Genomic DNA, 24,441 nt, shown 5'->3' on the forward strand with positions numbered 1-24,441 from the left:
ACGCCGCCGGGCCCGGGCCCGGCGAGCCCACTACCGGCGCAGATCTCGACCGTTCTCTCAAAGGGTCGCTGAAGGACCAGCGGCTGGGGATCACCCGTGGCCGAAGCCCGAGTTAGGCGTGGCGGTCGCCGCAGTCGCCCCCGCTCCGGTCCGCGTCGACCTTGACCTGCGTACCGATCTTCTGTCCGGTCGCGAGAGCGCTCCGGTCCTCGCGGCGCTGTCCGCGGTCACCGGGTTTCAGCGTCCGGGATGTCGTCGAGCATGCGCAGCCCAGGCCGACGCGCTGGATCAGCAGTGCGGTGCTGGGGTCGAGCCGGGCCGTGCCCCGGAAGGTGGCGAAGACGCGGTGCACACCGATGGGGAGGGCTCTGACGATCAGTCTGGCGTGGCCGTCGGCGTCGAGCGGGGCCGTGCCCAGCATCAAATCGTCGGTGGAGAAGGCCACCAAGCCGGTGGGAATCGTCGCGTCAGACGGGGTCACCGTCGCGGTGAAGACGATCGGACCGCTGTTCACCGAGGCACACGGGGAGGTCAGCGTGGTCGTCGTCGTGGCCGTTCCACATGGCGAGACGGCGGGCCTGGTGACGGTGTTGGTGTCCAGGGTGACGGCGCCGTTGCGGGCCAGGGCGCGGCCGTTGACGGTCACGCCGGTGGTCACCGTGATCGAGGTCAGCGCGAGGATGTTCCCGGTGAGGCTGGAGTTGGTTCCCAGCGTGGCCGAGCTGCCGAGCTGCCGACCTGCCAGAAGACGTTGCTCGCCTGGGCTCCCCCGGTGAGGGTCACCGTGCTGGCGGACGCGGTGACGAGGGTGGAGGCCGCCTGGAAGACGAAGACCGTGTTCGGGTCTCCCTGCGCGTTGAGGGTCAGGTTCCCGGTGATCCCGAAGGTGCCCGCGGCGGAGGTGTAGACCCCTGGCGTCACGGTGGTCCCGCCGAGTTCCGTCGGCACGGTGGCGGCAGGAGTCCGAGCGGCGGCATCGTCGTAGGCGGCGGTCAGGTCGACCTGGGCCTGCGCGGCGTCGGCGTCGGCCGCATGGATGGTTCCGTTCACGGTGCCGGGCGGAAAGCCGGTCACCGCCGTGCCCGGGCTCAGCCCGAGGTTCCCGGTGACCACGGTGGAACCGGTGTTGGTGACGGTGCTCCCAGCCAGAACCGCGAAGTCCGCGGCCGTGCCGAGCACCACCGGTGCCGCCGCACTCGCGGCATGTGGCGTCGCGACGAGAGCCCCCATCGCGGCCACGACGGTGAGAACTCCCGCCAGCCAGGAACGGACGATATTCGGCGGCGCAGCGTAAGGGCGACGAGCGCCTACCATAACATTCTCCTTTTATTCCGATATTTAGCAGTTCAGGCATATTGTCGATGATGAACCAACCCTTCCGACTTTACTGAGCGACAGCGTCATATTCGCCATACGACATACGCACAGATCCCAGTCGCGCATATTCGCCCGTCTTATATGCGAAAAATGGGATGCGATCTGCAATGTTCCATACAATAAGAATCTTTTTCGCATCATGTTGGCCGATATTGATATATCGAGACGTCGGTCAATACTCCGGCGACGTCTGAGATCAGGATCGGAATCCGAGATACCGCGCTCGAAAACGGGCACGCATTTGTTTAGGTCGAACACGCCGGGTAGAGCGACGAGTGCCCCACCATCGCTAAAGAGAGGGAGTCCGACCATGATCGAGAACATGTGGGACTACAACCCCCAGGCGCACAGCGACGACCAGATGCTGGACCTGGTCGGGTACGACGTCGAGACCACCGACGGCAAGATCGGTTCGGTGGACGAAGAGAACAACGTGGTGGGCGACAGCTATATCGTCGTCGACACGGGATTCTGGATTTTCGGCAAGAAAGTCGTGCTGCCCGCCGGCACGGTGCACCGGGTGGATCCCCAGGAGCGCAAAATCTATGTGGCCCGCACCAAGGAAGAGATCAAGAACGCTCCGGAGTTCGATGAGGAAACCTACAAGGAGCCCGGCTACCGCGACAGTCTCGGCAGTTACTACGGCACGCTGTAGTCGTTAACCGCCAATGGGCTCTTCTTCTCCAGGAAGAGCCCATTGTGCACCCGTCAATCTTTTCATGACCATCCGAGGGTGCGCCCCTGCCGCCTCAGGGGCGGGATCCACGATCTCTCCCGTACACCACGTGAAAGGACGCGCCCCAACTCCCCGGCTCGAACTTTCTCACGCCGATATGCCCCATCCCCATCCGTCGAGAATGACAAAGAACCGGCAGATCAGCGGAATCCCGGGCGCAAACGGGGCTGGAGCCGGTACGGCGGCCGGGTGTCAGGGGGTGGTGTCCGCTGGCCTCTTGACGGTTTCGGGCTCGACGCCGTTCACGAGGGGGGCGGGGGTGGCGCCGTTCAGGAGGGAGCGGGCGAGGCCCAGACCGGTGCCGCCGAGGGTGAGGGCCTTGGCCAGCATCTCCTCGATGCCCTGGGCGCCGTTGAGGACGACCATGTGGTCGACGTTGCCGAAGGCCTTGGCCCCTGCTTCGACGATCTGGGGCCAGTTCTCGGCGAGTTGCTGGGCGATGACCGCCTCCTGGTTGTCGGCCAGGGCCTCCGCCCGGGCCCGGATCGCCTCCGCCTCCGCCAGACCCTTCGCCCTGGCGGATTCCGCCTCCGCCAGACCCTGTGCCCGGGTGGCCTCCGCCAGGGCGAGACCTCGGGCCTTGGCCGCCTCGGCCTCACCCACACCGGTGGCCGTGGTGGCCTCACCGGCCGCCAGGCCGCGCAGCCGTACGGACTCCGCCTCGGCCGCCGCGGCCTGCTTGACCTGTGAGGCCTGCGCGGCGGCGCGGAGCTCGGTCTCGCGGGCCTCGGCCTCGGCCTGGGCGATGCGCGCGTCGCGCTCGGCCCTGGAGGCCGTCACGGTCTCGTACGCCTTGGCGTCCGCGGGCTTGCGGACCTGGGCCTGGAGCCGCTGCTCGGCCAGCGCCGCCTCAAGCTCGGCCGCCCGGGTCTCCTGGACCACGACCTCCTGGCGGGCCGACGCCTCCGACAACGGGCCGGCCTGGCGGGACCTCGCCTGGGCCTCGTCGATCTCCGCCTGGTAGGCGGCCTGCTTGATCTTGGAGTCACGCCAGGCGGACGCCTTGTTGGCCGCGGCGACCTGCTCGGCCTCGGTGGCCTCCTGGTCGCGCTGAGCCTCGGCGATGCGGGCGGAGGCGGCGATCCTGGCGGCGTGCGGCTTGCCGAGGTTGGTGATGTATCCGGTCTCGTCGTCGATCTCCTGGATCTGCAGCGAGTCGACGATCAGGCCGAGCTTGATCATCTCGTCGGCGGCCGAGGCGCGGGTCTCGCCGGTCAGCCGTTCGCGGTTGAGGATGAGGTCCTCGACGGTCAGGTTGCCGATGATCGAGCGCAGGTGACCGGTGAACAGCTCGTGGATGGCTCCGTTCATCGAGTCCTGCTGGTCGAGGAAGCGGCGGGCGGCGTTGGCGATGGAGTGGAGGTCGTCGCCGACCTTGTAGATCACCACGCCCCGCACCACCACCGGGATGCCCTGCTGGGTGACGCAGGAGACCTGGAGGTTGGCCGCGCGGCTGTCCAGGCGCAGGCGGCGGGCGGTCTGGAACCCGGGGAGCACGGAGGTGCCCTTACCCGTGATGATCTTGAATCCGAGGCTGTCGGTGACCTCGGTCTTACCCCGGGCGCCGAGACCGGAGATGATCAGCGCCTCGTTGGGCTCGGCCACCCGCCAGACGGCCTTGAACAGCAGGATGAGGACGAGGAGGGCGACAAGGACGACGCCTCCGATGATGAGGTATTCCGTAGGCATCGCAGCCTCCGTGGTGAGGGGGAGGGGAGATCAGACGAACGCGCGGGCGACATAGACCGTACGCGGCGGGAAGTATTCGACGACGACGACGATCGAACCCGCGGCGATTTCCTCATCGGGGACCGTGGGATGCGCGTAGAACGCTTCGACACCCCCGCGAACCGCCACCATCACCTCCCCGACCAGACCGGGGCCGATCTTTCCGGTGACCCTGCCCTGCTTACCGACCACGCGAGACTCCCCGTCCACCAGAAACACACCCGCAAGCGCGGACGCTACTCCGATATGACCGACTTCACCACCCATTACGGTACGAATTTGGGTGTAACCAAACTATTGGTGCGAACCCATACATCTCATCTTCATATCGATAACGATCGGGCATATGACAACGTTCCTACACGAACATCTCATATCAGACCGGTTATCGCCCCCGCTTCCACACCCGCCACCGTGCTCACGCCGGACCGCCACGCCCATACCCGGGCCCGATCACCGCGTCCGGCAGACCGGGCGCCTTGTCGAAACAGGCGAAGCGCCCCCCTCCGCGATCCTCGCGAAGCCGCATCCAATATAAGGCCGATAAACCGCCTGTAAAACTGTTTTGTTTCTCCGAATAACCGACTGAATTTTCAACGATCGGGACATGATTCACATCTGAGGGATGTCACCAATAGCATTTCAACTGCGCGGTAAAAAGTTCCCGCGAACGCAGCGCGGCAACTGCCGACGATCATTCCAATCGTGAGGATCGCCCCATGACCGATCCTCACGAGATCAATCCCCGTAAGGCCGTGGAACTCGGCATGGAACGGCCCATCTCCCGCCGCGACTTCTTCGACGGCGTGGCCGCCGCCGCGATGATCGCGACGCTGAGCTCGCCGTCCGGACGCGCCGGCGACGTGGCGGCGGGATCCGGCGTCACCGGCCCGGAGGACCTGAGGATTCACCCCGGCGACTCCTGCCCGTCGACCCTCACCGGGCTGCGGGGCGACACCCCGGCGGCGCTCGGCGTGCCCCACGCTCTGCGGGACCACCGGTTCTGGCCGCACGCGGACGCGCCCGAACCCACCGGTGAGTGCTACGACCTGGTGGTGGTCGGCGCCGGGATCAGCGGGGTCAGCGCCGCGCACAAATGGCTGGAGCGCGATCCGGAGGCGCGGATCCTGATCCTGGACAACCACGACGACGTCGGCGGGCACGCCCAGAGCAACGTGTTCCGTCCGGCGGGCGGGAAGGGACCGCTGTTCGGGTCCGGCGGATCGGCGTCGATCAGCACCCCCTCGGCGTGGACCTCCGAGGGCAGGGAACTGCTCGGCGGGCTCGGCGTCCGTCTCCAGCGGTTCGAGGGCCACGCGGCTCAGGACCTGTACCCGAACCTCGGGATGCACGCCGGCGTCTTCTGCGACCGGGAGACCTTCCCCACGGAGAAGCTCGTCGTCCTCGCCCCGGGCACGAAGGCTCCCGGATGGATCGCCGAGCTGCCCGTCGCCGAGCAGGCCGGCAAGGACCTGCTCATGCTCTACGGAAATCCGCCCGACTGGTTTCCCGGGCTGTCCGCCGAGGAGAAACAGAGGCGCCTGGCCACGCTGACCTACGCGGACTTCCTGAAGGACGTCTGCGGGGTCCACCCGGACGTCCTGCGCTACGTCGCGACCATGCCGAACGCCAGGTGGGGCTACGGCTCCGACGCCTTCGGCGCGATCGACGCGTGGGGGAGCGCCGACGACCACGACTACCCGGGCTTCCAGGGGCTCGGACTCGACCGTTCCCAGCCGTCCCGGTACAACTCACCGACCATGATCAAAAATTGGGAGGCGAACGATCCGGACGTCTACCACTTCCCCGAGGGCAACCAGGCGCTCGTCCGGATGATGATCGGCCGGATGATCCCCGGCTTCGCCACGGCCACCGGCATGGAGGAGATCACCACCGCCGGGTTCGACCGCGGCAGGCTCGACCGGCCGGGCAACCGGGTCCGCGTCCGCCTGTCCAGCCCGGTGGTCTCGGCCGCCAACGAGGGCGATCTCCACACGGCCACCGCCGCCACGGTGGGCTACTTCGACGGGAACAGGGTCAGGACCGTCCAGGCCGGAAACGTGATCATGGCCTGCTGGAACGGGCTGATCCCCTATCTGGTCGACCGCCTTCCCCCCGAGCAGGAGGAGGCGCTGCACGGGGCGATCAGGGTGCCGATGCTCCACGCGACGGTCCAGCTCCGCGACTGGCGGGCCTGGAAGGAACTGGGCGTCAACCGCGTCAGGTTCACCGGCGCCTACTGGTGCGCGGCCGAACTCGGCCGTCCGGCCGGCGTCGGGCGCTACAGATCTCCGGAGAACCCGGAAGAGCCGATCGTCGTGCACCTGACCGGCACGCCCGCCGTGGCGGGCAGATCGCCCGCCGAGGGCTCGGTCCTCGGACGGCGGCGGCTGCTCGCGACGCCCTACGGCTACCTGGAACACAGCATCCGCGACCAGCTCAACCGGCTGCTCCGCCCGGGGGGTTTCGACCCGGGACGCGACATCGAGGCGATCACGGTCAACCGGTGGAGCCACGGCCGCGCGCCCGAGTACGCCACCCCGTGGGATCTCGGCTTCTATCCCGACGGGCCCTTCCCCGCGGCCGTGGCGCGACGGCGGGTCGGCCGGATCGCGATCGCCAACTCCGATTCCGTACCGGCCCCCTCCGCCGACGCGGCGATCACCGCCGCCTACCGCGCGGTCCGGGAGCTTCAGAGCTGACCGGCCGATCAGGGACCTCCCGGCCCGGCCCCGCCCGATCGCGCCCGGACTCCCGAGCGGACTCGGCCCCGCGCGATCGCGCCCGGACTCCCGAGCGGACTCGGCCCGCCCGATCGCGACCGGACTCCCGAGCGGACTCGGCCCCGACCCCTCCGGACCGACCCAGCCGGGCAACCGGCCGGGCCGTCCCGGACCGTCCCGGACAGGCCCCGAGCCGTCCCGGGCGGACTCAGCCGGGTCGCCTCAACCTGGTGAAGGCCCAGCTCATCTTGGGTTCGACCGCCCAGTGGGCCACTCTCCGCACCGGCTCCGTGCACAGCACCACGGCGAGCCCCACCCCGAAGAGCGTCACGATCAGCACCCCCGGCAGGGTGGCGGCCCAGTCGCCGTAGAACCGCTCGACCGTCTTCACCACCAGGCCGTGGAGCAGGTAGGCGTACATGGTCGACATTCCGAGCGTGGAGTACCAGGTGCGCCGGGACGGCGTGACCGCCAGGAACGCGGCGACCAGCAGCGCCCCCGCGGCCAGCATGCCCAGCCGGATCAGGCTGCCGGTGAGGTCGTCCACCCCGATCGCGTCGTTGGCGTTCCGCCAGCGGATCCACTCGGTCTTCACGTGGGTGTGCAGGGCGAACGCCGCGACCACCCCGAGGACGAGCGTGACCGCCCCCGCGATCCGGACCCGTCGCCGCCTGAGCCACGCGAAGTGCTCCGGCCGGAGCATGAGCCCGAGCACGTAGAACGGGAGCAGCCCGAGCGTGCGGTTCATCGACAGCTCGTCGGGCAGCCTGCTCATCCCCGACAGCAGGGACAGTCCGACCGCGACCGCCAGCGGCCACCTGAGCTGCTGCCAGACCGGCGTGGACAGCCGCCACAGGAACAGCGACATCAGGAACCAGGTCAGGAAGTACGGATCGAGCAGGCTGATGTCCAGCTTCCCGTACAGGATCAGGCGGGGGAGCGAGTAGATCAGCTCGAAGATCACGTACGGCACGGCGAGCGTGCTGATCAGCTTGCGCGCCTTACCCGAACCGAAGGTGAAATTTCGCGACAGATAGCCGCTGAGCACGATGAACAGCGGCATGTGGAACAGGTAGACGAAGAAATACACGGCGTGCGCGCTCGGCACATCCCGGAGGTTCTCGATCAGGTGCCCGCAGACCACGAGGATGATCGCCAGAAACTTGGCGTTGTCGAAGAACGGATCCCTGTCGGCGGCAGGCGGGAAGGCCACCCGAAGCGGGGTTGCGACACTCACAGCCCCCGGACGGTAACGAGTCCCGCCCAACACCCGGCGAACGGCCGGTGACACCGCGGGGAACTTCCCCGCGGTGTCACCGGGGGTCACCCGACGGCCGCGGCGCTGGCGTCCCAGAGGGCGCGCGCCAGATCGGGGTCCCTCATCCCCCTGGGCACCGCGGCCGGGGCGCTCTTGGCGAAGTAGCGGCCCGGATGGGCGGCGCCGTCCGGGTGGGTGGCGAGGTGGACCATGGTGCTCGCGCCCTCCTCCACGGTCTGTCCCATGCCCGGGATGTTCTGCACCATCCACATCATGAACGTCCCCGGGGCGAACTCCGTCTTGATCACGCCCGGGTGGAAACAGGTGGCGGTCACGCCCGTCCCGGAGAGCCGCCGGGCCAGTTCCACCGTGAACAGCGCTCCGGCCTGCTTGGAGTCGCCGTACTGCAACCAGCCGCTCCACCGCCGCCTGTCCCGGCTCAGGTCGGCCGGATCCAGGCGCCCGGTCTTGGCGGCCCTGGACGTGGTGGTGATCACCCTGCCCTTCACCCGCTCCAGCAGCAGGTTCGTCAGAAGGAAGGGCGCGAGGTGGTTCACCTGGATCATCATCTCGTGGCCGTCACCCGTGAGCTTCCGCTCGGTGGTCATGACGCCCGCGTTGTTGATCAGCACGTCGATCCGCTCGTAGCGGGAGAGCAGCTCCGCGCCGAGCTTCCGCACGTCTTCCAGGGATGTGTAATCGCAGGTCAACGTATCCGGGATCGTTCCGCTAACCGCTTTCACCCGATCGGCCACCCGAGCCAGCCTGCCGGAATTACGGCCGACCAGAACAATGCGCTGCCCGCGCTTGGCGAGCTCCACCGCGGCGGCCTCACCGATTCCGGCACTAGCCCCTGTAATCACACTAATCATCAGATCCTCCACTGCGCGGAAACCTTATTCGGTGCTAGTCTCCTGTGCGATCTTCCGGAGGCGTATTTATCCCTAAAGCGGCGCAAGCCTCCACACGCTCAGAGGTTGGGACGAGTGGACATGGGCTCTGGAAACCGGTCAATTCGGTTTAAGATCTTCCTGTTGCTGCTCCTGCCCCTGTTGTCGCTGAGCGCACTGTGGGGTTTTGTCCTCAACCTGACCGTCGGTGACGGCGCGGCCCTGTTGCGAGCGGACGCCCTCTACCAAACGGTCGGCCTCACCTCCACCGAACTGGGACTTCAACTCCAGGCCGAGCGGATGCAGTCCACGGTCGCGATCAGCACCCGGGTGCTCACCAGCGAGATCGGCGGGCAGCGCACCCGCACCAACCAGGCCGTCGCGGCGTTCAGGAAGGCCGAGGCCGAGTTCCATTCCGGCACCCCCGAGCTCCACGCGTCCCTGGAGGGAATGCTCCGCCAGCTCGACCGGCTCCCCGGCATCCGCTCCGGCGTCGACAACGGCCAGCACTCACGGCTGAGCGTGCTGTCGAACTACAACCAGATCCTGGACTCGGTCTTCCTCGTGTACGACCAGATGATCGCGGTTCCCGATCTCTCGATCTTCCAGCAGGCCACGGCCATGCAGGCGATGGGCAGCGGCCGCGAGATGCTCGCCAGGGAGAACGCGCTGATCAGCGGGGCGCTGATCGACTACCGGCTGTCGGCGGAGGAACGCAGCGCCTTCGGCGAGTACGTCGCCAACCGGCGCTACCTGTACGCGCACGGCCTGTCTTCCCTGGACGCCGCGCTGAGCAAGCCGTACCGCGACACCTTCAACTCCACGGCCTTCGAGAAGTTCACCGCCCTGGAGAAGACCATCATCGCGAGCACCGGCAACCGGCTGCCTCCCGACGCGGCCACCTGGAAGGCGACCTCGGACGGGATCGCGTCCTGGCTCGACCAGATCGGCCTCGCCTCCTCCAAGGAGCTGGCCGACCGGGCCCAGTCGGTGGCCACCGGCATCCTGGTCCGGATCATCGTCGCCGGCGGCGTCGGCCTGATCGCGGTGGTCGCGTCGATCATCATCTCGATCCGCTTCGGCCGCCGGCTGGCCAACGAGCTGGCGGGCCTCCGCTCGGCCGCTCTGGACCTGGCGGACGTACGGCTCCCGCACGTCGTGGAGCGGCTCCGGCGCGGCGAGGAGGTGGACGTGCGGGCCGAGGCCCCGCCGATCGAGGCGAGCGGCTCGCCCGAGGTCCGCGACGTGGCCCAGGCGTTCGGCTCGGTGCAGCGCACCGCCGTCGAGGCCGCCGTCGGCCAGGCGAACCTGCGCCGCGGCGTCAGCCACGTCTTCGTGAACCTGGCCCGGCGCAACCAGAGCCTGCTCCAGCGCCAGCTCACCCTGCTGGACAGCATGCAGCACAGGGCGACCGACCCCGACAGCCTTGAGGACCTGTTCCGGCTGGACCACCTCACCACCCGCATGCGGCGGCACGCGGAGGGCCTGATCATCCTTTCCGGCGCGGCGCCCGGCCGGTCCTGGCGCAGGCCGGTGCCGGTGATCGACATCCTGCGGGCCGCGATCGCCGAGGTCGAGGACTACACCAGGGTCAACGTGCTGCCGCTGCCCGATCTCTCGCTCGACGGGGCCGCGGTCGCCGACATCACCCACCTGGTGGCCGAGCTCATCGAGAACGCCACGATCTACTCACCGCCGCAGACCACGGTGACCGTACGCGGCGACGTCGTCGCCAACGGGTTCGCCGTCGAGGTGGAGGACCGCGGCCTGGGCCTGAGTGGCATGGAGTACGCGGCGATCAACGAACGGCTGGCCAACCCGCCGGAGTTCGACCTGGCCGACAGCGCCCGCCTCGGCCTGTTCGTGGTGGGCCAGCTCGCCTCCCGGCACGGCGTCCAGGTCATCCTGCGCGGCTCCCCGTTCGGCGGCACCACGGCCATCGTCCTCATCCCCCGCACGGTGCTCACCGAGCGCCCCTCACCGCTCACCCTCACCGCCGAGCGCGTGGCCGACCGGCCGGGGCAGCTCTCCGAGCCCGCGCCGCCGAACGCCCTGGAGTCCGGCCTCTCCGGCAAGGGCCTGCCCCGCAGGACGAGGACGGCCCCCGCCGCCCAGTCCGCCACCGGACCGGCCCTCAGCGTGGTGTCCGACCCTCCCGCCGACCGGCCGGTCACCGCCGGGACGCACGGCGCGCCGGACCTCGATCCGGATCCCGGGACGCAGCGCGAACCCGCCCGTGAGACGCGCCGCGAGCCGGATCGTGAGCCGGCGCAGAAGACGGACCGCGGGCCGGGCGCCGAGCCGGATCCCGGGACGCAGCGCGAGCCGGTGCGTGAGACGGCACGTCAGGCGTCCTTCCACACCACCACCGGACCGGGCAGCCTGCCCCGCCGGGTGAGGCAGGCCAACCTGGCCCCGCAGCTCCGCCAGGAGCCCGAGGCGCCCGCCAAACCGGGGCCCGCCGCTCCAGAGCCCGCCTCCGAGCCCGCCGAGGAGCGCTCGCCCGAAAAGGTCCGCGCGCTGTTCTCCGCCTTCCAGGCAGGCTCGCAGCGCGGACGCGAGGAGCAGGCAAATGACTTCGCACACCAAATGACGACAGGCGACAAGGGGGACGAATGACCGGAAAACTGACTAACACCGGCGAGCTGAACTGGCTCCTCGACGACCTGACCAGCAGGGTGGGCGCGGTGCGTCAGGCAGTGATCCTGTCCACCGACGGGCTCGCCGTCGGCTTCTCCAAGGGGCTCGGCCGCGAGGACGCGGAACACCTGTCCGCGGTCGCCGCCGGGTTCCAGAGCCTGGCGCGCGGAGCCGGGCGCCACTTCGGCGGCGGCGAGGTGCGCCAGACCATCGTGGAGATGGAATCGGCGTTCCTCTTCGTGACCGCCGCGGGACGAGGAACCTGCCTGGCCGTGCTGAGCGACTCCGACGCCGACGTCGGCCACATCGCCTACGAGATGGCGATGCTGGTCAAGCGCGTCGGCCAGCACATCTCCACCCAACCACGCCAAGGCATCTCGTGAATGGGGAAGCAGGCCACCACGGCCTCCATCGGCCATTCGATCCCCGAGCCACGGACGGGGGGACCGGATGACCCAGTGGATGGACGAGGAGGCCGGACCGGTCGTCCGCCCCTACGCTCTCATCGGAGGCCGCACCCGGTCATCGGGTGACACGCTGGATCTGATCGCGATGGTCACCTCGACCGGCGCCGTCTCGTCCGGGGGGTTCGTGCCCGGACCTGAGCAGGAACGCATCCTCGCCATGGTCACCACCGCGACCTCGGTCGCCGACGTCGCCTCGGACCTCAACCTGCCGCTTGGCGTGGTCCGCGTTCTTCTGGGCGACCTGCAGGACCACAAGCTCATCTCGATCGGGCGCGCCTCTGCGAGCGAGCGCATTCTCAAGGAAGTGATCAATGGACTTCGGGCCCTCTGACGAACCCGTCGCGCTCAAGATTCTCATCGCGGGTGGCTTTGGGGTGGGCAAAACCACGCTTGTCGGCGCCATCAGCGAGATCCGGCCGCTCCGCACGGAGGAGGTGCTCTCCGACCGCGGTATCGGCATCGACGACGTCGACGGCGTGGAAGGCAAGACCACCACCACGGTCGCGATGGACTTCGGTCGCATCACGATCCGTGAGGGCCTGGTCGTGTACCTGTTCGGCACCCCCGGGCAGGAGCGGTTCTGGTTCATGTGGGACGAGCTGTCCTACGGCGCGCTGGGCGCGGTCGTGCTGGCCGACACCCGGCGGCTGACCGACTGCTTCCCCTCGATCGACTACTTCGAGCAGCGGGGCACGCCGTTCATCGTCGCGGTCAACTGCTTCGACGGCGCCGACCGGCACGAGGCCGACGACGTGCGGGTCGCCCTCGACCTGGACGCCGACGTGCCGGTGCTGCTGTGCGACGTACGGCGCCGCGTCTCGGCCAAGACCGTGCTGGTGGCGCTCGTGGAGCACTCCCTGAAGGTGCTCACGGCCAGCCAGAGCTGAGCGGATCGGTGGCCCGCGGCCCTCGTCGCGAGGCTACCGGTCCGTCATGCCCCTTTCCGGGCATGCGCGTGCACGCCGTTCCCGGCGTGTGCGCGCCGTATCGCCGCGGGCCACGCCGTGCCGGTCGCGTGCTCCCCCGCCGAACGTCACCGCACCGCCGCATGCCCTCGTCGCACGCCGCACCGCCGCACCCGGCGTGCGGGCGGCGGCCCGGACGTGCGGCCGGGCCGCCGAAGCGCCTCGTGAAAGCGCCCAGACGGCCCGGAGAGATCACGATCCCGGGGGACGGTCAAAGAGCCCGGAGGCCCCGGATCACCTCTCTGAGAAGGCTCTCAGGAGGCACCGAGGCCGACGGAAGCGGCGACCGCACCAGGATGAGACCCTGATCCAGCAGATCTCCCAGCAGCACCTTGATCACTCCGATCGGCAGCCCGGCGTCCGAGGCGATCTCCACGACCGGCCGCGCCCGTCTCACCAGCCTGAGCAGCCGCCGGTGCTCGGACCCCAGCGGCGAACCCGATGAGATCGTCGCCCCCGTCGCCACGGCCATCGACAGCAGATCGAACGCGGTGGACGACGTCTTCGTCCGCCCACCGGTCAGCGCGTAGGGGCGGACGACGGGTCCCGCCTCCTCGTCGATCCACTCGATGTCGTCTTTCATTGGCCTGCCATCCGGGGACCGGTGGCCAGATGCTGGCCGACGCGGGTGACCAGCCGGGCCATCTCGTAGGCGATCAGGCCCACGTCCGCGGCGCCGGTGGTCATGACCGACAGACAGCTTCCCTGGCCCGCCGAGGTGACGAAGAGGAACGCCGAGTCCATCTCCACCATCGTCTGGCGTACGGCCCCGCCACCGAACTGCAGGCTGGTCCCCTTGGCGAGACTCTGGAAGCCGGAGGCCACCGCTGAGAGATGATCGGCGTCCTCCTTGCTCAGCCCTCGGGACGAGGCCATCATCAACCCGTCGTTGGACAGGATCAGCGCATGCGAGACGTCCGCCACACTCGTGACAAAGTCATCCAGCAGCCAATACAGCTCACCCGGCACGTGGTTAAACCCCTTCCCCTCTGATGATCTCGCTCGTTTCCTGCCCTCGCCGGCTCCGTGAATCCGGTCTCGCCATGCGGGTCTCGGCCTCGCGTCTTCGTTCACGGTTCCGGTTCATCGCTTCTCGCCTTCGTTGTCGTCCTCCGCGCGCCCGCGCCGCCATCCCGACTGGAGCGAGCTGAGCACCGCCCTGGCCTCCTCAGGTGATCGTTCCTTGGCCTCGATCTCGGGCGTCGCCTGTCCGGGCTCCTGGCCCAGCCGCGACGACAGGTTCGCCTGGCGCACCCGGCGGGGCAGCCCGCCGTTTCCGCGCCGCAGCGGCCTCCACAGGTCTGTGGAGATCGTCTCCACGGGTTCTCCCGCCTCCACGGGTCCCGGGCGCTCCGGCAGCAGCGCCAGCACCGGCTCCGCCGGCTCGGGCTGCTCCGGTTCGCCCAGCAGTTCCGTGGGGAGGACGACGACGACTCCGGTCCCTCCGTACGGTGAGACCCGCAGCTTCACCTCGACCCCGTACCGGGAGGCCAGCAGGCCGACCACCGCGAAGCCCAGGCGATCGGTCTCGGCCGGGTCGAACTCCGGCGGGCTGGCCAGGCGCTCGTTGATCGCGGCGAGTCTCTCCGGGGACAGTCCGAGTCCCCTGTCCTCGATCTCGATCGCGAAACCCCGGCCCACGACCCCGCCCTGGACCGACACCTGGCTCCCCGGCGGGGAGAAGACCGTGGCGTTCTCGATGATCTCGGCGAACAGGTGCATCATGTCCGCCGCCGCGTTGCCGACCACGGTGACGCCTTCCATCGAGTAGATCCGCACCCGGGCGTAGTTCTCGACCTGGGCGGCGGCGCCGCGCAGCACGTCCTCCATCGGCACCGAGGAGCGCCACCTGCGCCCCGAGGCCCCGCCGGACAGGATCACCAGACCCTCGGCGTGGCGGCGCATGCGGGTGGTGAGGTGGTCGAGCCGGAACAGGTTCTCCAGCGCCTCGGGGTCCTCCGCCTGCTTCTGCATCCCGTCGAGCATCTTGAGCTGGCGCTGCAGCAGGGACTGGCTCCGGCGGGCGAGGTTGCGGAATGCCTGGCCGACGCCCTCGCGCAGCCTGGCCTGTTCCACGGCGGCGTCCACCGCACGGTGCTGGACGCTGTCGAAGGCGGCGGCGACGTCGAGGACCTCGGCCGTGCTGCCCAGCGGTTCCAGGGGCGGCGCCTCGGCGTTCACGTCCACCTTCTCGCCCCTGCGCAGCTTCTCCATGACCCGCGGCAGCCGTACCTCCGCGAGGTCGATGGCGGAGCGCCGCAGGCCGGCGAGTTCCCGGGTGAGCCCGCTGCCCACGCGGTAGGAGATCAGCAGCGACGCGACGACCGCGACGAGTCCCAGGGCGCCGGCGACACCGGCCCTGACGAACACGCCGGTGGCCGAGGGGGCCGCCCGGCCGGTGAGCACCAGGTCCGTCGCCGTCAGGGACCGCTCGTAGAGGGCCTCCAGCTCGTCGCCGGCGCTTCGCCAGTCGGTGGCCGACACGACGCCGCCGGACAGCAGGCGGTTCTCCAGACCGGCGAACCGGGCGTACAGCGCCGAGGCCGTCAGCTCGGCGAAGGGCACGCGCAGATCCGACTCCAGCTCGGGCAGCGCCTGATCCATGAGGAAGGCCCGGTTCGTGGAGAACTGGGTGAACAGGCGCAACTCCTCCGACGGCAGCGGCCTTCCGAGTGTCAGCGCCTCGGCGGCGAGCGCCCGCTCGCGGTTGAGGAGGTCCTTGGCCTGACTGATCATCGTGACGGTGCGCGACTGGTGGTAGAGCGTCAGGTCGTTGTTCAGGCTCATGCTGTTGGTGAGCAGGTTCATCGCGTCGGGTACCCGTGCGAACTCCGAGGAGAGCCCGGTGAGCCCGATCCGGCCGTTGTCCACCTTGGAGCGGATCTCGTCGAGCTCGTTCACCCGGCTCACCAGCTCGCCGAAGCGGAGCTTCATCTCCGCGGTCATGGCCGACTGCGCGGAGGGATCGCCGGCCTCCTGCTGGAAGCGGGCGCGGGCCTGGTCGGTGACCATGCGCTGACCGGCGAGGGTGTCGCGGTCGGCGTCCGATCGGCTGGCCAGGTATTCGGCCGACAGGAGGTGCTCGCGCTGGACGGATCTGCTCAGGTCGCCGCCGGGCTTGCCGATGGAGTCGTACAGCGTGCCGATGGTCAGCAGCTTCATGGAGTCGCCGACGGTCACCGTCGCCGCGAAACCCCAGAGCGCGACCAGCGAGGTCAGGGGGATGGCCAGGAGCACCGAGACCTTGAACCGGATGGACCTACTCGATGCCATGTCACCTCAACGGTTCGGTCTTGGAGCGCCGGGAGGGGGGTCCCCGCGCGATCTCCAGATCGCCGACGAGGATAGCACCGAACGCTCGACCTATTTGTAGCCCATTTGTGACATGAGAGGAAATAGCGATGACAGGTGATGTATTAGCTCATAGCGGCTTGTGAGGCACGGGCGGTCTCACGCACCCAGGTCAGCTGCGCCAGCCGTACGGCCAGCACTCCGAGCAGCGCGATCTCGGTCCCGAGCAGGATCCGCTCGACCAGTCCGATCAGCACCCCGTCCCCCGGAAGGGCCACGTAGGTGATCGCCAGCAGCCCGAACCCACCGGCCAGCGCCAGCCACTCCACCGGCCTGGCCACCACCCGCCACCGCTCGTCCTCACCGAACCGCGTCACCATCAAGGCGCCCGCCGCGGGCATCGCGACGAAGGCGGCGATCGACACGTAGCGGTGCACCTGCGAGCTCAGGTCCATGAACGGCCCCGGGGCGGCACTCGGCACGATCGCGAGGACGACCAGCGCCGCGCTCCACGTCAGCATCAGCCGCTCCGCCGTCACTCCCACCGGCGCCTTGACCGCCCGCAGTCCCGCCACCAGCGCGAAGGACGCGATCCCCAGGGCCCCCATCGCGAACGGGATGGCTCCCCCGCCTTCCAGTGCGGCGTACTCGCTGATCGTCAGGTTGAGGGCGTCCGGGTACGGGCCGGGGGAGATCAGGCCGGCGACCATGGCCACGGCGGCCACGGCGATCCCGGCACAGGCGAGCAGGGGGGAGAGCCTCTTCAGCGCGAGCATGTTTCAAGACTGTCCTCCAGACGCCCTTTCAGGCATCCGGCGGCACCCCTGATCCGACCCTGACCCACCCCTGAGACGCGGCCACACCCCTGTAGGGGTGGGGGTGACCGCGTCTCCCGACGTCCCTCTCAACGACCGTCGCGGACCTCGGCGTAACGGGACCTGACCTCCGGCGTGGCGTCGGCCTCGAAGTGCTCCGTCCCACCCGCCTCCCAGACCGGGGGCTCGTCGCCGCCGCCGAGCAGCCAGGCGGCCTGCCTGGCCGCCCCGTCCGCGACGTACTCCCCCGGTTCGGGGACGACCACGGGCCGCCCGAAAACCGCGGGGGCGATCCGCCGTACGGCCTCCGACCTGGCCCCGCCCCCGATGAGCAGCACCCTGGCCGGGTCGAGTCCGAGGGCGTCGAACGCGTCGGCCAGGTGACAGAGCAGGCCCTCCACCGCCGCCCTCGCCAGGTGGGCGGGGGTCGAGGTCTTCAGGGTCAGCCCGTGCAGCGATCCGGTCGCGTCGGGGAGGTTCGGGGTCCGCTCGCCCTCCAGGTAGGGCACGTAGACGAGGCCGCCCGACCCGGCGGGGGCCTCCAGCGCCAGCCGGTCGAACCGGTCGAGGTCGACCCCGAGCATCCCGGCGGTGGCGCTGAGGACCCTGGCCGCGTTGAGCGTGGCCACCAGCGGCAGGAAGCGCCCGGTGGCGTCCGCGAACCCGGCCACGGCACCGCTCGGGTCGGCGCTCGGGCTCCCCGCGACCGCGAACGCCGTCCCGGAGGTCCCGATCGAGACCACCACGTCCCCGGGTTCGGCGCCGACCCCGAGGGCCGCCGCCATGTTGTCCCCGGTCCCCGGCGCGAGCCGTACGGACCCATGACCCCCCGCCGCGTCGTGGGGGCCCAGGACGCGGGGAAGTCCGGGTTCGGCGCCGAAGGCCAGCCGGAGGAGATCGGTCCGGTACTCCCCGGTCGCGGGCGACCAGTATCCGGTCCCGGACGCGTCGCCCCTGTCGGTGACGAACTCCCCGCCCAGCCTCCAGGTGAGCCAGTCGTGCGGCAGGCACACCCTGGCCGTACGGCGGGCGCTGTCGGGCTCGTGCTCCGCCAGCCAGCGGAGCTTGGTCACGGTGAACGACGCGACCGGCACGCTGCCGACCGCCTCGGCCCACGTGGCCGGGCCTCCCAGCTCCTCGACCAGGTCGGCGGCGGCGCGGGCCGAGCGGGTGTCGTTCCAGAGCAGCGCGTCCCTGACGACGGCCCCGGACTCGTCCAGGCAGACCATGCCATGCTGCTGGGCGCCCACGCCCATGGCCTCGACGTCGTCCAGGCCGCCCGCCTGCGCGATCGCCTCCTGGAGTGCCGTCCACCACGCCTCGGGATCGACCTCGGTCCCGTCCGGGTGGGCCGCGCGCCCCTGCCTCACCAGGGCGCCCGTCTTCGCGTCCCTGATCACCACCTTGCAGCTCTGGGTCGACGAGTCGACCCCGGCCACGAGGGTCATCCGCGGACCCCGAGGAGGTGCTCGACGGCGAGCTGGTTCAGGCGGGTGAAGTGGAAGCCGCGCTCGGCGACCTTGTCGAGGTCGAAGTCGTCGCGGTTCAGGTCCGCGAGCGTCTCCCCGGGAGCCAGCGTGGGCTCGGCCAGCTCGGCGACCTTGCTCGCGGCGAGCGCCTCGGCGACCTCGGGGTCCGCGCGGAAGGCCTTCACCTTCTCCTTCAGGATCAGGTAGGTGCGCATGTTGGCCGCGGCGGAGACCCAGACGTCCTCGGCGTCCTCGGTGCGCAGCGGCTTGTAGTCGAAGTGCCGGGGGCCGTCGTAGCCGCCGTTCTCCAGCAGGTCCACCACGAAGAACGCGTTCTTCACGTCACCGTGACCGAAGATCAGGTCCTGGTCGTACTTGGGACCGTGCTGGCCGTTCAGGTCGATGTGGAAGAGCTTGCCGTGCCAGAGCGCCTGCGCGATGCCGTGCGCGAAGTTGAGCCCGGCCATCTCCTCGTGGCCGACCTCGGGGTTGAGGCCGACGCGGTCGGAGTGCTCAAGCTCGTTGATGAAGGCGAGCGCGTGGCCGATGCTCGGGAGCAGGATGTCACCGCGCGGCTCGTTCGGCTTGGGCTCGATGGCGAACCGGATGTCGTAGCCCTGCTCGATCACGTAGGAGGTCAGCAGGTCCATGCCCTCCTTGTAGCGGCTGAGCGCGGCCCTGATGTCCTTGGCGGCCCCGGACTCGGAGCCCTCACGGCCGCCCCAGCAGACGTAGGTGGTCGCGCCGAGCTCGGCGGCCAGGTCGACGTTGCGGATGACCTTGCGCAGCGCGTAGCGGCGGACCTCGCGGTCGTTGCTGGTGAACGCGCCGTCCTTGAAGATCGGGTGGGTGAACAGGTTCGTGGTGGCCATCGGGACCTTCATCCCGGTCTCGGCCAGCGCCTTCTTGAAGCTCGCGATCGCCTTGTCCCGGTCCGGCTCGACGGCCAGCAGGTCGTCGTCGTGGAAGGTGACGCCGTACGCGCCGAGCTCGGCGAGCCTGTGAACGCTCTCCACCGGGTCCAGCGGCGCCCGCGAGGCGTCTCCGAAGGGGTCACGGGCCTGCCAGCCGACGGTCCACAAACCGAAGGTGAAGCGGTCCTCGGGCTTGGGGGTATAAGCACTCATCTGTTCTTCCTCCGATTTAGTCCACTTTATGGACTTAATATGGATCGAGTTGGTGGCATCGTCAAGGGGTGGGTGTTTCATGACGCAGGCCGTACGCCACGACTCGATGCGCGCCCGCAACCTCGGAGTGGTCCTCGGCGAGGTTCGCAGGAGCGGGCCGATCACGCGTGCGGCACTGGCGGAGATGACCGGGCTGACCAAGACCACGGTGTCGAAGATGGTCGGCGACCTGATCGACGCCGGCATGGTCACCGAGTCGGGCGCGCTCAGGGGTGGCGAGCGGGGACGGCCCGGCACGGCGGTCACCCTCAGCGGGAAACGCGTCGCGGCGCTCGGCCTGGAGATCAACGTCGACTATCTGTCGGCGTGTGTCGTCGACCTCACCCTCTCGGTGCGGCTTCGCTATACACAGGCTGTGGACAACCGGGTGGCCTCGCCTGTGGAAACTCTGTCCCACCTGCAGAAACTATTCCACAAGGCTGTGGATGAAGCACGCCTGGAGGGTCTCACCATCGCCGGTTCCACCCTCGCGGTGCCCGGTCCTGTGGACAAGGGGCTGCTCCACACCGCCCCGAACCTCGGCTGGCACGACGTCCGCGTCGGCGAGTTGCTGAACTTTCCCGTGGCTGTGGACAACGAGGCCAATCTCGCCGCCCTCGGCGAGCTCTGGTTCGGGTCCGGGCCGGGGGACTTCCTCCACGTATCGGGGGAGATAGGGATCGGCGCCGGCCTGGTGGTCGGCGGCACGCTGTTCCGCGGCGCGCGGGGGCTCGCCGGGGAGCTGGGACATGTGATCGTCTCCCCTGACGGCCCGGACTGCCGCTGCGGCGGGAAGGGCTGCCTGGAGCAGTACGCGGGCCAGGAGGCCCTGCTGCGAGCCGCCGACCTGGGGGGAGGCCTGGCGGGGATCCCCGAGCTGGTGGAGCGCCTCCACGCCGGCGAGCCACGCGCGCTGGAGGCGTGCGAATGCGCCGGGCAGGCCCTCGGCATCGCCCTCACCTCGGCGATCAACCTGATGGATCCCGGGACGATCGTGCTGGGCGGCGTCTTCGCGCCGCTGTTCCCCTGGATCCGCGGCCCGGTCCTTGAGACGATGACCGCCCGGCTGGCCAGGATGCGCCGCGCCGTCCCCGAACTGACCGTCTCCCGGCTCGGCGGCGACGCCGCGACCCTGGGGGCCGCCGGACAGGTCATCCACCGGATCATCGCCGACCCGTGGACCCACCTCGCTAAAGGCCAGACGGGTCGCGGCCCACACTGATCTCCTCGGCGATCCGCCGGATCCCCTGCCCGTCCAGGCCCGGAACGTCGACCAGCCTCCGGCGGAGCACCGCCGCCACCTCGGGCACGCTCGCCCCGGCGTATCCCTTCGCGACCTCGTGGACGATCCCGAAGAGCACGCGGTTCGCCTCGTGCTCGACGTTCGTCCGGATCAGAGAAGCCTCCGTCATGCCGCATCCCCCGTTTTCGTCGAATGACCGGGGCCCACGGTACGACGTGGGACCGACAGTCTCCGGGAGGCCCGCTCCGATCCGCTCGGGAAGCCGCTCAGGAGCCCGTTTTCCCGAGCACCGCCCCGCAGATCTCGGCGAGCTGACGGACCTGCTCGGGGGTGAGCCGGTCGAAGAAGCTCCGCCGTACCGCCTCGGTGTGTCCCGGTGCCGCCGAGGCCAGCGCCGCGAACCCCTCATCGGTCAGAACCGCCCAGCTCACGCGCTTGTCCGCCGCGCACGGCCGCCGCCGCACCCAGCCGCGCTCCTCCAGCCGCGCCACCGCGTGCGAGAGCCGGCTCTGCGAGGAGTTGAGCTCCGTCGCCAGCTCGCTCATCCGCAGCGTGCGGTCGGGTGCCTCCGACAGCTTCACCAGCACCGCGTAGTAGGCGTGCGGCATGCCGGAGTCTCTCTGCAACTGCCGGTCCAGCTCCTCGTGGACCAGTTGCGAGGTCGCCATGAACGCACGCCAGGTGCGCTGCTCGTCATCGTCCAGCCATCGCGTCACGGACTCATCTTACTTGAGCTCTCAACAAAACGGAGGTAATCTACTTGAGAGTTCAAGTTTCGAGGAGGAATCATGCCCGTTCAGCGGCTCAACCACGCGGTCCTGTACGTGCGCGACGTCGAGCGCAGCGTCGCCTTCTACCAGGAGGCCCTCGGGTTCAAGGTCGTCATGGGCTTCCGGGGCGCCGCGTTCCTCCAGGCCGCCGGCTCCGCCAACGACCACGACCTCGGCCTGTTCGAGGTCGGCGCCCAGGCGGGTCCCACCGGGGCCGGGCGCACCACCGTCGGGCTCTACCACCTGGCCTGGGAGGTCGACACCCTGGACGAACTGGAGCGGATCTCCCTCAAGCTCGGCGAGATGAACGCCCTCGTCGGCGCCTCGGACCACTCCACCACCAAGGCCCTGTACGCCAAGGACCCCGACGGCCTGGAGTTCGAGGTGTCCTGGCTGGTCCCGGCCGACCTGCTCACCGACGACGTGCTCGACGGGCGCACCGGCGTCAAGCCCCTCGACCTCGCCCGGGAGAAGGAGCGGTACGGCGCGCGGACCCGCGGCGGCCTCGGCGTCTCGACCCCCGCCTGAATCACCGGACGGTCGCTCCCCGACCCCGTGAGACGGCCACGCCGGCCAGGCAGAGCAGGCCGCCGAGCAGGGTCAGCCGGCCGGGGACCTCTCCGAGGACCACCCAGGACATCAGGACCACCAGGGCCGGAACGACATACGTGGTGGCGCCCATCTTGCCCGCGGTGGTGCGGGCGAGGGCGTAGGCCCAGGTCGTGAAGGCCAGAGCCGTCGGGAAGACGCCCAGGTAGAGGACGTTCAACGTCGCGGACAGCGGCGCGGTCCCGAGCTGCGACACCAGCTGGCCCGCGAACGGCAGGCAGGCCGTCGTCCCGACGAAGCAGCCGAAGGTGGTGACCTGAAGCGCCGAGGCGTGCCGCAGCGCGGGCTTCTGGCTGACGACCCCGGCGGCGTACGTCACGGCCGCGACCAGGCAGAGCAGGACACCGAGGATCGACGAGCGACCGCCGTCGGACATGGAGACGCCCACCACGACGGCGCCGACGAACGACACCGCCATACCGGCCATCAACCGAGGGGGGAACCCCTCCTTGAGCAGCAGGCCACCGAGAAGCGCGATCACCATTGGGCCGATGTTGACGACCATCGCGGCGGTGCCGGCGTCCACTTCCTGCTCGCCCCAGTTCAGGACGACCATGTACAGGCCGAACCACAGGATCCCCGAGGCCAGGATGCCGGGCCACGCGGCACGCGGTGGCAGCCCCTCGCGCCGTACCGACCAGATGACGCCGAGCACGACCGACCCGGAGAACAGCCGTCCCAGGGCCAGGGCGCCGGGTCCGAAATCCTGCGTGGCGCTGCGGATGGCGACGAAGGCCGAGGCCCACAACAGCACGGTGACGGCCGCCGCCGCGAGCGCCCGGCGATCGACGCGACTCCGTACAACGGTGATCGGATTCATGCGCCGAACGTTAGGTCCCACACCTTTCGGTTCGTATCGAACCATCGGCGTGCTCCCACCGGGATCGGTTCGTATCGAACCATCGGCGTGCTCCCACCGGGATCGTCTCGGGTGACGACCGCTCGGGACCGGCCGTGACCGGTCCTGCGACTCGGTGAAGACCTTCCCGGCTCCGTCCAGGACGGCTGGACGGAGCCGGGGGATCCAGAAAGATCAGAGCCTGCCGAACCAGTCGCGGACGGCGTCCACCCCGCCCGTCCCGAGGGCGACCATCAGCGCGACGCGCGCCTTCGAGGGCGCCAGACCTCGGGCTCCGATCGCCCCCAGCTTTGCGGCGAGGCCCGCGTGGAAGCCCAGGTCGTCGAGCGGAACCCCGAGAGTGAGGGACCGGGACGCGATGACGGTCGGGATGCCCCACTCCGACAGCTCGCCGAGCGTCGCGAAGAGGTCGACCGGCACGTTCCCCAGGCCGGTCCCCTCCAGGACGATGCCCCGGGCCCCGGCGTCCACGACCGCGGTGAGCAGGACGGGATCCATTCCCGGGTAGGTCTTGATCAGAGCGACGTCCGACTCCGGCTCCCCGGCGACCAGAGGGGGCCGGGCCGGCGGCGCGGCCAGCGTCTCGACCCGCCCGCCGACCACCCGTCCCAGCACGGGGAAGGGCGCCGAGGAGAACCCCGCCACGCTCGTGGCGTCGGCCAGGGTGACCCAGCGGGCCGCGTGCACCTCGTCGTTGACGCAGACGACGGCGCCGGCACCGCGCAGCGCGCCATCGGCGGCGGCCACGATGGACGAGGCGAGGTTCCTCGGGCCGTCGCTGGACAGGTCGTCCAGCGCGCGCATGGCTCCGGTCAGCACGATCGCGCCCCGCTCCGCGGCCCTGCCCGCGAGAAGATCCACGAGGAAGGCGCCGTCCTCCAGCGTGTCGGTGCCCTGAGTGATCACGACACCGTCGAATCCCCGCTCCAGGATGGCCGAACGGGCCCTGCGGGCCAGCCCCAGCATGGTCGAGGGCGACGTGTCCCAGCTCGGCTCCGCCATCACGTCCTCCACCTCCACCGCCACGTCCGCGGGGAGCGCGCCGGAGGGGACGGTCTTCAGGAGCTCGGTCCCGGACGCGACGCCTTGCTGTCCGGGGCGGTACGAGTGGGCGATGGTGTCACCGGTCGCCAGCAGCAGCACACGCTTCACGGCATGATCCCTTCGATGGGCCGCAACGAGTTCGACCCCCGCGGGCGGCTCGCCCTCCAGCAGATGCCGCGCCCCTGAGCCGGGTACCGGCCGCCGCGACGGGTGCTCGTCGCCGGAGCCGACGTACCCGAAGGCGGTCGCCTCCATTTATAACCCATACATACCCCTACTGGGGTTATATTTTGAGGCCGTAGGTTCCAGCGCAGGACCGCCACGACCCGGCATCCGTCGCGCGGGGCGGGTCGGTTGCCCCGGAAACATCCGGACCGTCGCGATCAGGAGG

At 69.6% G+C, this 24,441-nt stretch carries 24 protein-coding genes; 8 read left to right on the forward strand and 16 right to left on the reverse strand.

From position 1 onward, the window contains the following. Nucleotides 1-112: 112 nt before the first annotated feature. Together J2853_RS32960 and J2853_RS32965 are read right to left on the reverse strand one after the other, a co-directional pair. Entirely contained in the window at nt 113-658 is a 546-nt protein-coding gene (locus J2853_RS32960) for an Ig-like domain-containing protein (RefSeq protein WP_370879441.1), read from the reverse strand. A gap of 11 nt (nt 659-669) precedes the next feature. Next, nucleotides 670-1,314, reverse strand: a complete 645-nt coding sequence (locus tag J2853_RS32965; protein ID WP_307564609.1) for an ice-binding family protein — start codon at nt 1,312-1,314, stop codon at nt 670-672. Nucleotides 1,315-1,687: 373 nt separating this feature from the next. Here J2853_RS32965 and J2853_RS32970 point away from each other — a divergent pair, with 373 nt between their 5' ends. Continuing rightward, entirely contained in the window at nt 1,688-2,032 is a 345-nt protein-coding gene (locus J2853_RS32970; protein WP_307564610.1) for a PRC-barrel domain-containing protein, read from the forward strand. A gap of 273 nt (nt 2,033-2,305) precedes the next feature. On the opposite strand, the gene J2853_RS32975 is transcribed toward J2853_RS32970, so the two are convergent. Continuing rightward, nucleotides 2,306-3,802 (reverse strand): SPFH domain-containing protein, encoded by a 1,497-nt coding sequence (locus tag J2853_RS32975; RefSeq protein ID WP_307564611.1) that lies wholly within the window; start codon nt 3,800-3,802, stop codon nt 2,306-2,308. 30 nt (nt 3,803-3,832) lie between these two features. Next, nucleotides 3,833-4,033: an NfeD C-terminal domain-containing protein gene (locus J2853_RS32980; RefSeq protein WP_307564612.1), complete on the reverse strand. Its 201-nt coding sequence runs from the start codon at nt 4,031-4,033 to the stop codon at nt 3,833-3,835. Nucleotides 4,034-4,560: 527 nt separating this feature from the next. Here J2853_RS32980 and J2853_RS32985 point away from each other — a divergent pair. Next, nucleotides 4,561-6,543 carry an NAD(P)-binding protein gene (locus J2853_RS32985; RefSeq protein ID WP_307564613.1) on the forward strand — a complete coding sequence of 661 codons (1,983 nt, stop codon included), beginning with the start codon at nt 4,561-4,563 and terminating at the stop codon, nt 6,541-6,543. A gap of 229 nt (nt 6,544-6,772) precedes the next feature. Here the strand turns inward: J2853_RS32985 and J2853_RS32990 are convergent, their stop codons facing one another. After that, nucleotides 6,773-7,801, reverse strand: a complete 1,029-nt coding sequence (locus J2853_RS32990) for an acyltransferase family protein (RefSeq protein WP_307564614.1) — start codon at nt 7,799-7,801, stop codon at nt 6,773-6,775. Between the two features lie 86 nt (nt 7,802-7,887). Next, a complete protein-coding gene (locus tag J2853_RS32995; RefSeq protein WP_307564615.1) occupies nt 7,888-8,694 on the reverse strand; it encodes an SDR family NAD(P)-dependent oxidoreductase in 807 nt (268 codons plus the stop codon). Between the two features lie 162 nt (nt 8,695-8,856). Between J2853_RS32995 and J2853_RS33000 the strand changes: the two genes are divergently transcribed. The 4 genes from J2853_RS33000 to J2853_RS33015 all read left to right on the forward strand — a co-directional run bounded on the left by J2853_RS33000 (nt 8,857) and on the right by J2853_RS33015 (nt 12,706). Beyond that, on the forward strand, nt 8,857-11,331 hold the full coding sequence (locus tag J2853_RS33000) for a sensor histidine kinase (RefSeq protein ID WP_307564616.1): 2,475 nt from the start codon (nt 8,857-8,859) through the stop codon (nt 11,329-11,331). Further along, complete coding sequence (locus J2853_RS33005) at nt 11,328-11,735, forward strand: roadblock/LC7 domain-containing protein (RefSeq protein WP_307564617.1); 408 nt, start codon at nt 11,328-11,330, stop codon at nt 11,733-11,735. The genes J2853_RS33000 and J2853_RS33005 overlap by 4 nt, the downstream gene beginning before the upstream one ends. Before the next feature lie 67 nt (nt 11,736-11,802). Next, the gene (locus J2853_RS33010) at nt 11,803-12,150 is read left to right on the forward strand and encodes a DUF742 domain-containing protein (RefSeq protein WP_307564618.1); all 348 of its coding nucleotides are present in this window, start codon (nt 11,803-11,805) and stop codon (nt 12,148-12,150) included. Next, a complete protein-coding gene (locus J2853_RS33015; protein WP_307564619.1) occupies nt 12,131-12,706 on the forward strand; it encodes a GTP-binding protein in 576 nt (191 codons plus the stop codon). The genes J2853_RS33010 and J2853_RS33015 overlap by 20 nt, the downstream gene beginning before the upstream one ends. Nucleotides 12,707-12,995: 289 nt before the next feature. Here the strand turns inward: J2853_RS33015 and J2853_RS33020 are convergent, their stop codons facing one another. The 6 genes from J2853_RS33020 to xylA all read right to left on the reverse strand — a co-directional run bounded on the left by J2853_RS33020 (nt 12,996) and on the right by xylA (nt 19,486). Beyond that, nucleotides 12,996-13,367, reverse strand: coding sequence for a DUF742 domain-containing protein (locus J2853_RS33020; protein ID WP_307564620.1), 372 nt, complete (start codon nt 13,365-13,367; stop codon nt 12,996-12,998). Then, entirely contained in the window at nt 13,364-13,753 is a 390-nt protein-coding gene (locus J2853_RS33025) for a roadblock/LC7 domain-containing protein (protein WP_089210923.1), read from the reverse strand. Before J2853_RS33025 ends, J2853_RS33020 begins: the two co-directional genes overlap by 4 nt. Before the next feature lie 114 nt (nt 13,754-13,867). Further along, a complete protein-coding gene (locus J2853_RS33030; RefSeq protein WP_307564621.1) occupies nt 13,868-16,057 on the reverse strand; it encodes a sensor histidine kinase in 2,190 nt (729 codons plus the stop codon). 143 nt (nt 16,058-16,200) lie between these two features. Continuing rightward, nucleotides 16,201-16,851 (reverse strand): DUF998 domain-containing protein, encoded by a 651-nt coding sequence (locus tag J2853_RS33035; protein ID WP_307564622.1) that lies wholly within the window; start codon nt 16,849-16,851, stop codon nt 16,201-16,203. A 128-nt stretch (nt 16,852-16,979) separates the two neighbouring features. Next, nucleotides 16,980-18,338, reverse strand: a complete 1,359-nt coding sequence (gene xylB, locus J2853_RS33040; protein ID WP_307564623.1) for a xylulokinase — start codon at nt 18,336-18,338, stop codon at nt 16,980-16,982. Beyond that, entirely contained in the window at nt 18,335-19,486 is a 1,152-nt protein-coding gene (gene xylA, locus J2853_RS33045; protein WP_307564624.1) for a xylose isomerase, read from the reverse strand. The genes xylB and xylA overlap by 4 nt, the downstream gene beginning before the upstream one ends. Before the next feature lie 79 nt (nt 19,487-19,565). Here xylA and J2853_RS33050 point away from each other — a divergent pair, with 79 nt between their 5' ends. After that, complete coding sequence (locus J2853_RS33050; protein ID WP_307564625.1) at nt 19,566-20,747, forward strand: ROK family transcriptional regulator; 1,182 nt, start codon at nt 19,566-19,568, stop codon at nt 20,745-20,747. Here J2853_RS33050 and J2853_RS33055 read toward each other — a convergent pair. Further along, nucleotides 20,716-20,937: a hypothetical protein gene (locus J2853_RS33055; RefSeq protein ID WP_307564626.1), complete on the reverse strand. Its 222-nt coding sequence runs from the start codon at nt 20,935-20,937 to the stop codon at nt 20,716-20,718. The genes J2853_RS33050 and J2853_RS33055 overlap by 32 nt on opposite strands. 97 nt (nt 20,938-21,034) lie before the next feature. Further along, the gene (locus J2853_RS33060) at nt 21,035-21,484 is read right to left on the reverse strand and encodes a MarR family winged helix-turn-helix transcriptional regulator (RefSeq protein WP_307564627.1); all 450 of its coding nucleotides are present in this window, start codon (nt 21,482-21,484) and stop codon (nt 21,035-21,037) included. A gap of 72 nt (nt 21,485-21,556) precedes the next feature. On the opposite strand from J2853_RS33060, the gene J2853_RS33065 reads away from it, so the two are divergent. Then, nucleotides 21,557-22,066 (forward strand): VOC family protein, encoded by a 510-nt coding sequence (locus tag J2853_RS33065; protein WP_307564628.1) that lies wholly within the window; start codon nt 21,557-21,559, stop codon nt 22,064-22,066. 1 nt (nt 22,067) lies between these two features. On the opposite strand, the gene J2853_RS33070 is transcribed toward J2853_RS33065, so the two are convergent. Both J2853_RS33070 and J2853_RS33075 read right to left on the reverse strand, forming a co-directional pair. Beyond that, nucleotides 22,068-22,967: a DMT family transporter gene (locus J2853_RS33070; RefSeq protein ID WP_307564629.1), complete on the reverse strand. Its 900-nt coding sequence runs from the start codon at nt 22,965-22,967 to the stop codon at nt 22,068-22,070. 213 nt (nt 22,968-23,180) lie between these two features. Beyond that, nucleotides 23,181-24,158, reverse strand: a complete 978-nt coding sequence (locus J2853_RS33075; RefSeq protein ID WP_307564630.1) for an asparaginase — start codon at nt 24,156-24,158, stop codon at nt 23,181-23,183. Between the last annotated feature and the right edge of the window lie 283 nt (nt 24,159-24,441).

Origin of the sequence: Streptosporangium lutulentum (assembly GCF_030811455.1) — a bacterium.
Lineage (GTDB): Bacteria > Actinomycetota > Actinomycetes > Streptosporangiales > Streptosporangiaceae > Streptosporangium > Streptosporangium lutulentum.

Coding starts and splice junctions, on each gene's coding strand:
- J2853_RS32965 (WP_307564609.1), bottom strand. CDS start 1,314: ATGGTAGGCGCTCGTCGCCCTTACGCTGCGCCGCCGAATATCGTCCGT.
- J2853_RS33005 (WP_307564617.1), top strand. CDS start 11,328: ATGACCGGAAAACTGACTAACACCGGCGAGCTGAACTGGCTCCTCGAC.
- xylB (WP_307564623.1), bottom strand. CDS start 18,338: ATGACCCTCGTGGCCGGGGTCGACTCGTCGACCCAGAGCTGCAAGGTG.
- J2853_RS33020 (WP_307564620.1), bottom strand. CDS start 13,367: ATGAAAGACGACATCGAGTGGATCGACGAGGAGGCGGGACCCGTCGTC.
- J2853_RS33035 (WP_307564622.1), bottom strand. CDS start 16,851: ATGCTCGCGCTGAAGAGGCTCTCCCCCCTGCTCGCCTGTGCCGGGATC.
- J2853_RS32985 (WP_307564613.1), top strand. CDS start 4,561: ATGACCGATCCTCACGAGATCAATCCCCGTAAGGCCGTGGAACTCGGC.
- J2853_RS33010 (WP_307564618.1), top strand. CDS start 11,803: ATGACCCAGTGGATGGACGAGGAGGCCGGACCGGTCGTCCGCCCCTAC.
- J2853_RS33015 (WP_307564619.1), top strand. CDS start 12,131: ATGGACTTCGGGCCCTCTGACGAACCCGTCGCGCTCAAGATTCTCATC.
- J2853_RS33065 (WP_307564628.1), top strand. CDS start 21,557: ATGCCCGTTCAGCGGCTCAACCACGCGGTCCTGTACGTGCGCGACGTC.
- J2853_RS33070 (WP_307564629.1), bottom strand. CDS start 22,967: ATGAATCCGATCACCGTTGTACGGAGTCGCGTCGATCGCCGGGCGCTC.
- J2853_RS32995 (WP_307564615.1), bottom strand. CDS start 8,694: ATGATTAGTGTGATTACAGGGGCTAGTGCCGGAATCGGTGAGGCCGCC.
- J2853_RS33055 (WP_307564626.1), bottom strand. CDS start 20,937: ATGACGGAGGCTTCTCTGATCCGGACGAACGTCGAGCACGAGGCGAAC.
- xylA (WP_307564624.1), bottom strand. CDS start 19,486: ATGAGTGCTTATACCCCCAAGCCCGAGGACCGCTTCACCTTCGGTTTG.
- J2853_RS33030 (WP_307564621.1), bottom strand. CDS start 16,057: ATGGCATCGAGTAGGTCCATCCGGTTCAAGGTCTCGGTGCTCCTGGCC.
- J2853_RS32970 (WP_307564610.1), top strand. CDS start 1,688: ATGATCGAGAACATGTGGGACTACAACCCCCAGGCGCACAGCGACGAC.
- J2853_RS32975 (WP_307564611.1), bottom strand. CDS start 3,802: ATGCCTACGGAATACCTCATCATCGGAGGCGTCGTCCTTGTCGCCCTC.
- J2853_RS33050 (WP_307564625.1), top strand. CDS start 19,566: ATGACGCAGGCCGTACGCCACGACTCGATGCGCGCCCGCAACCTCGGA.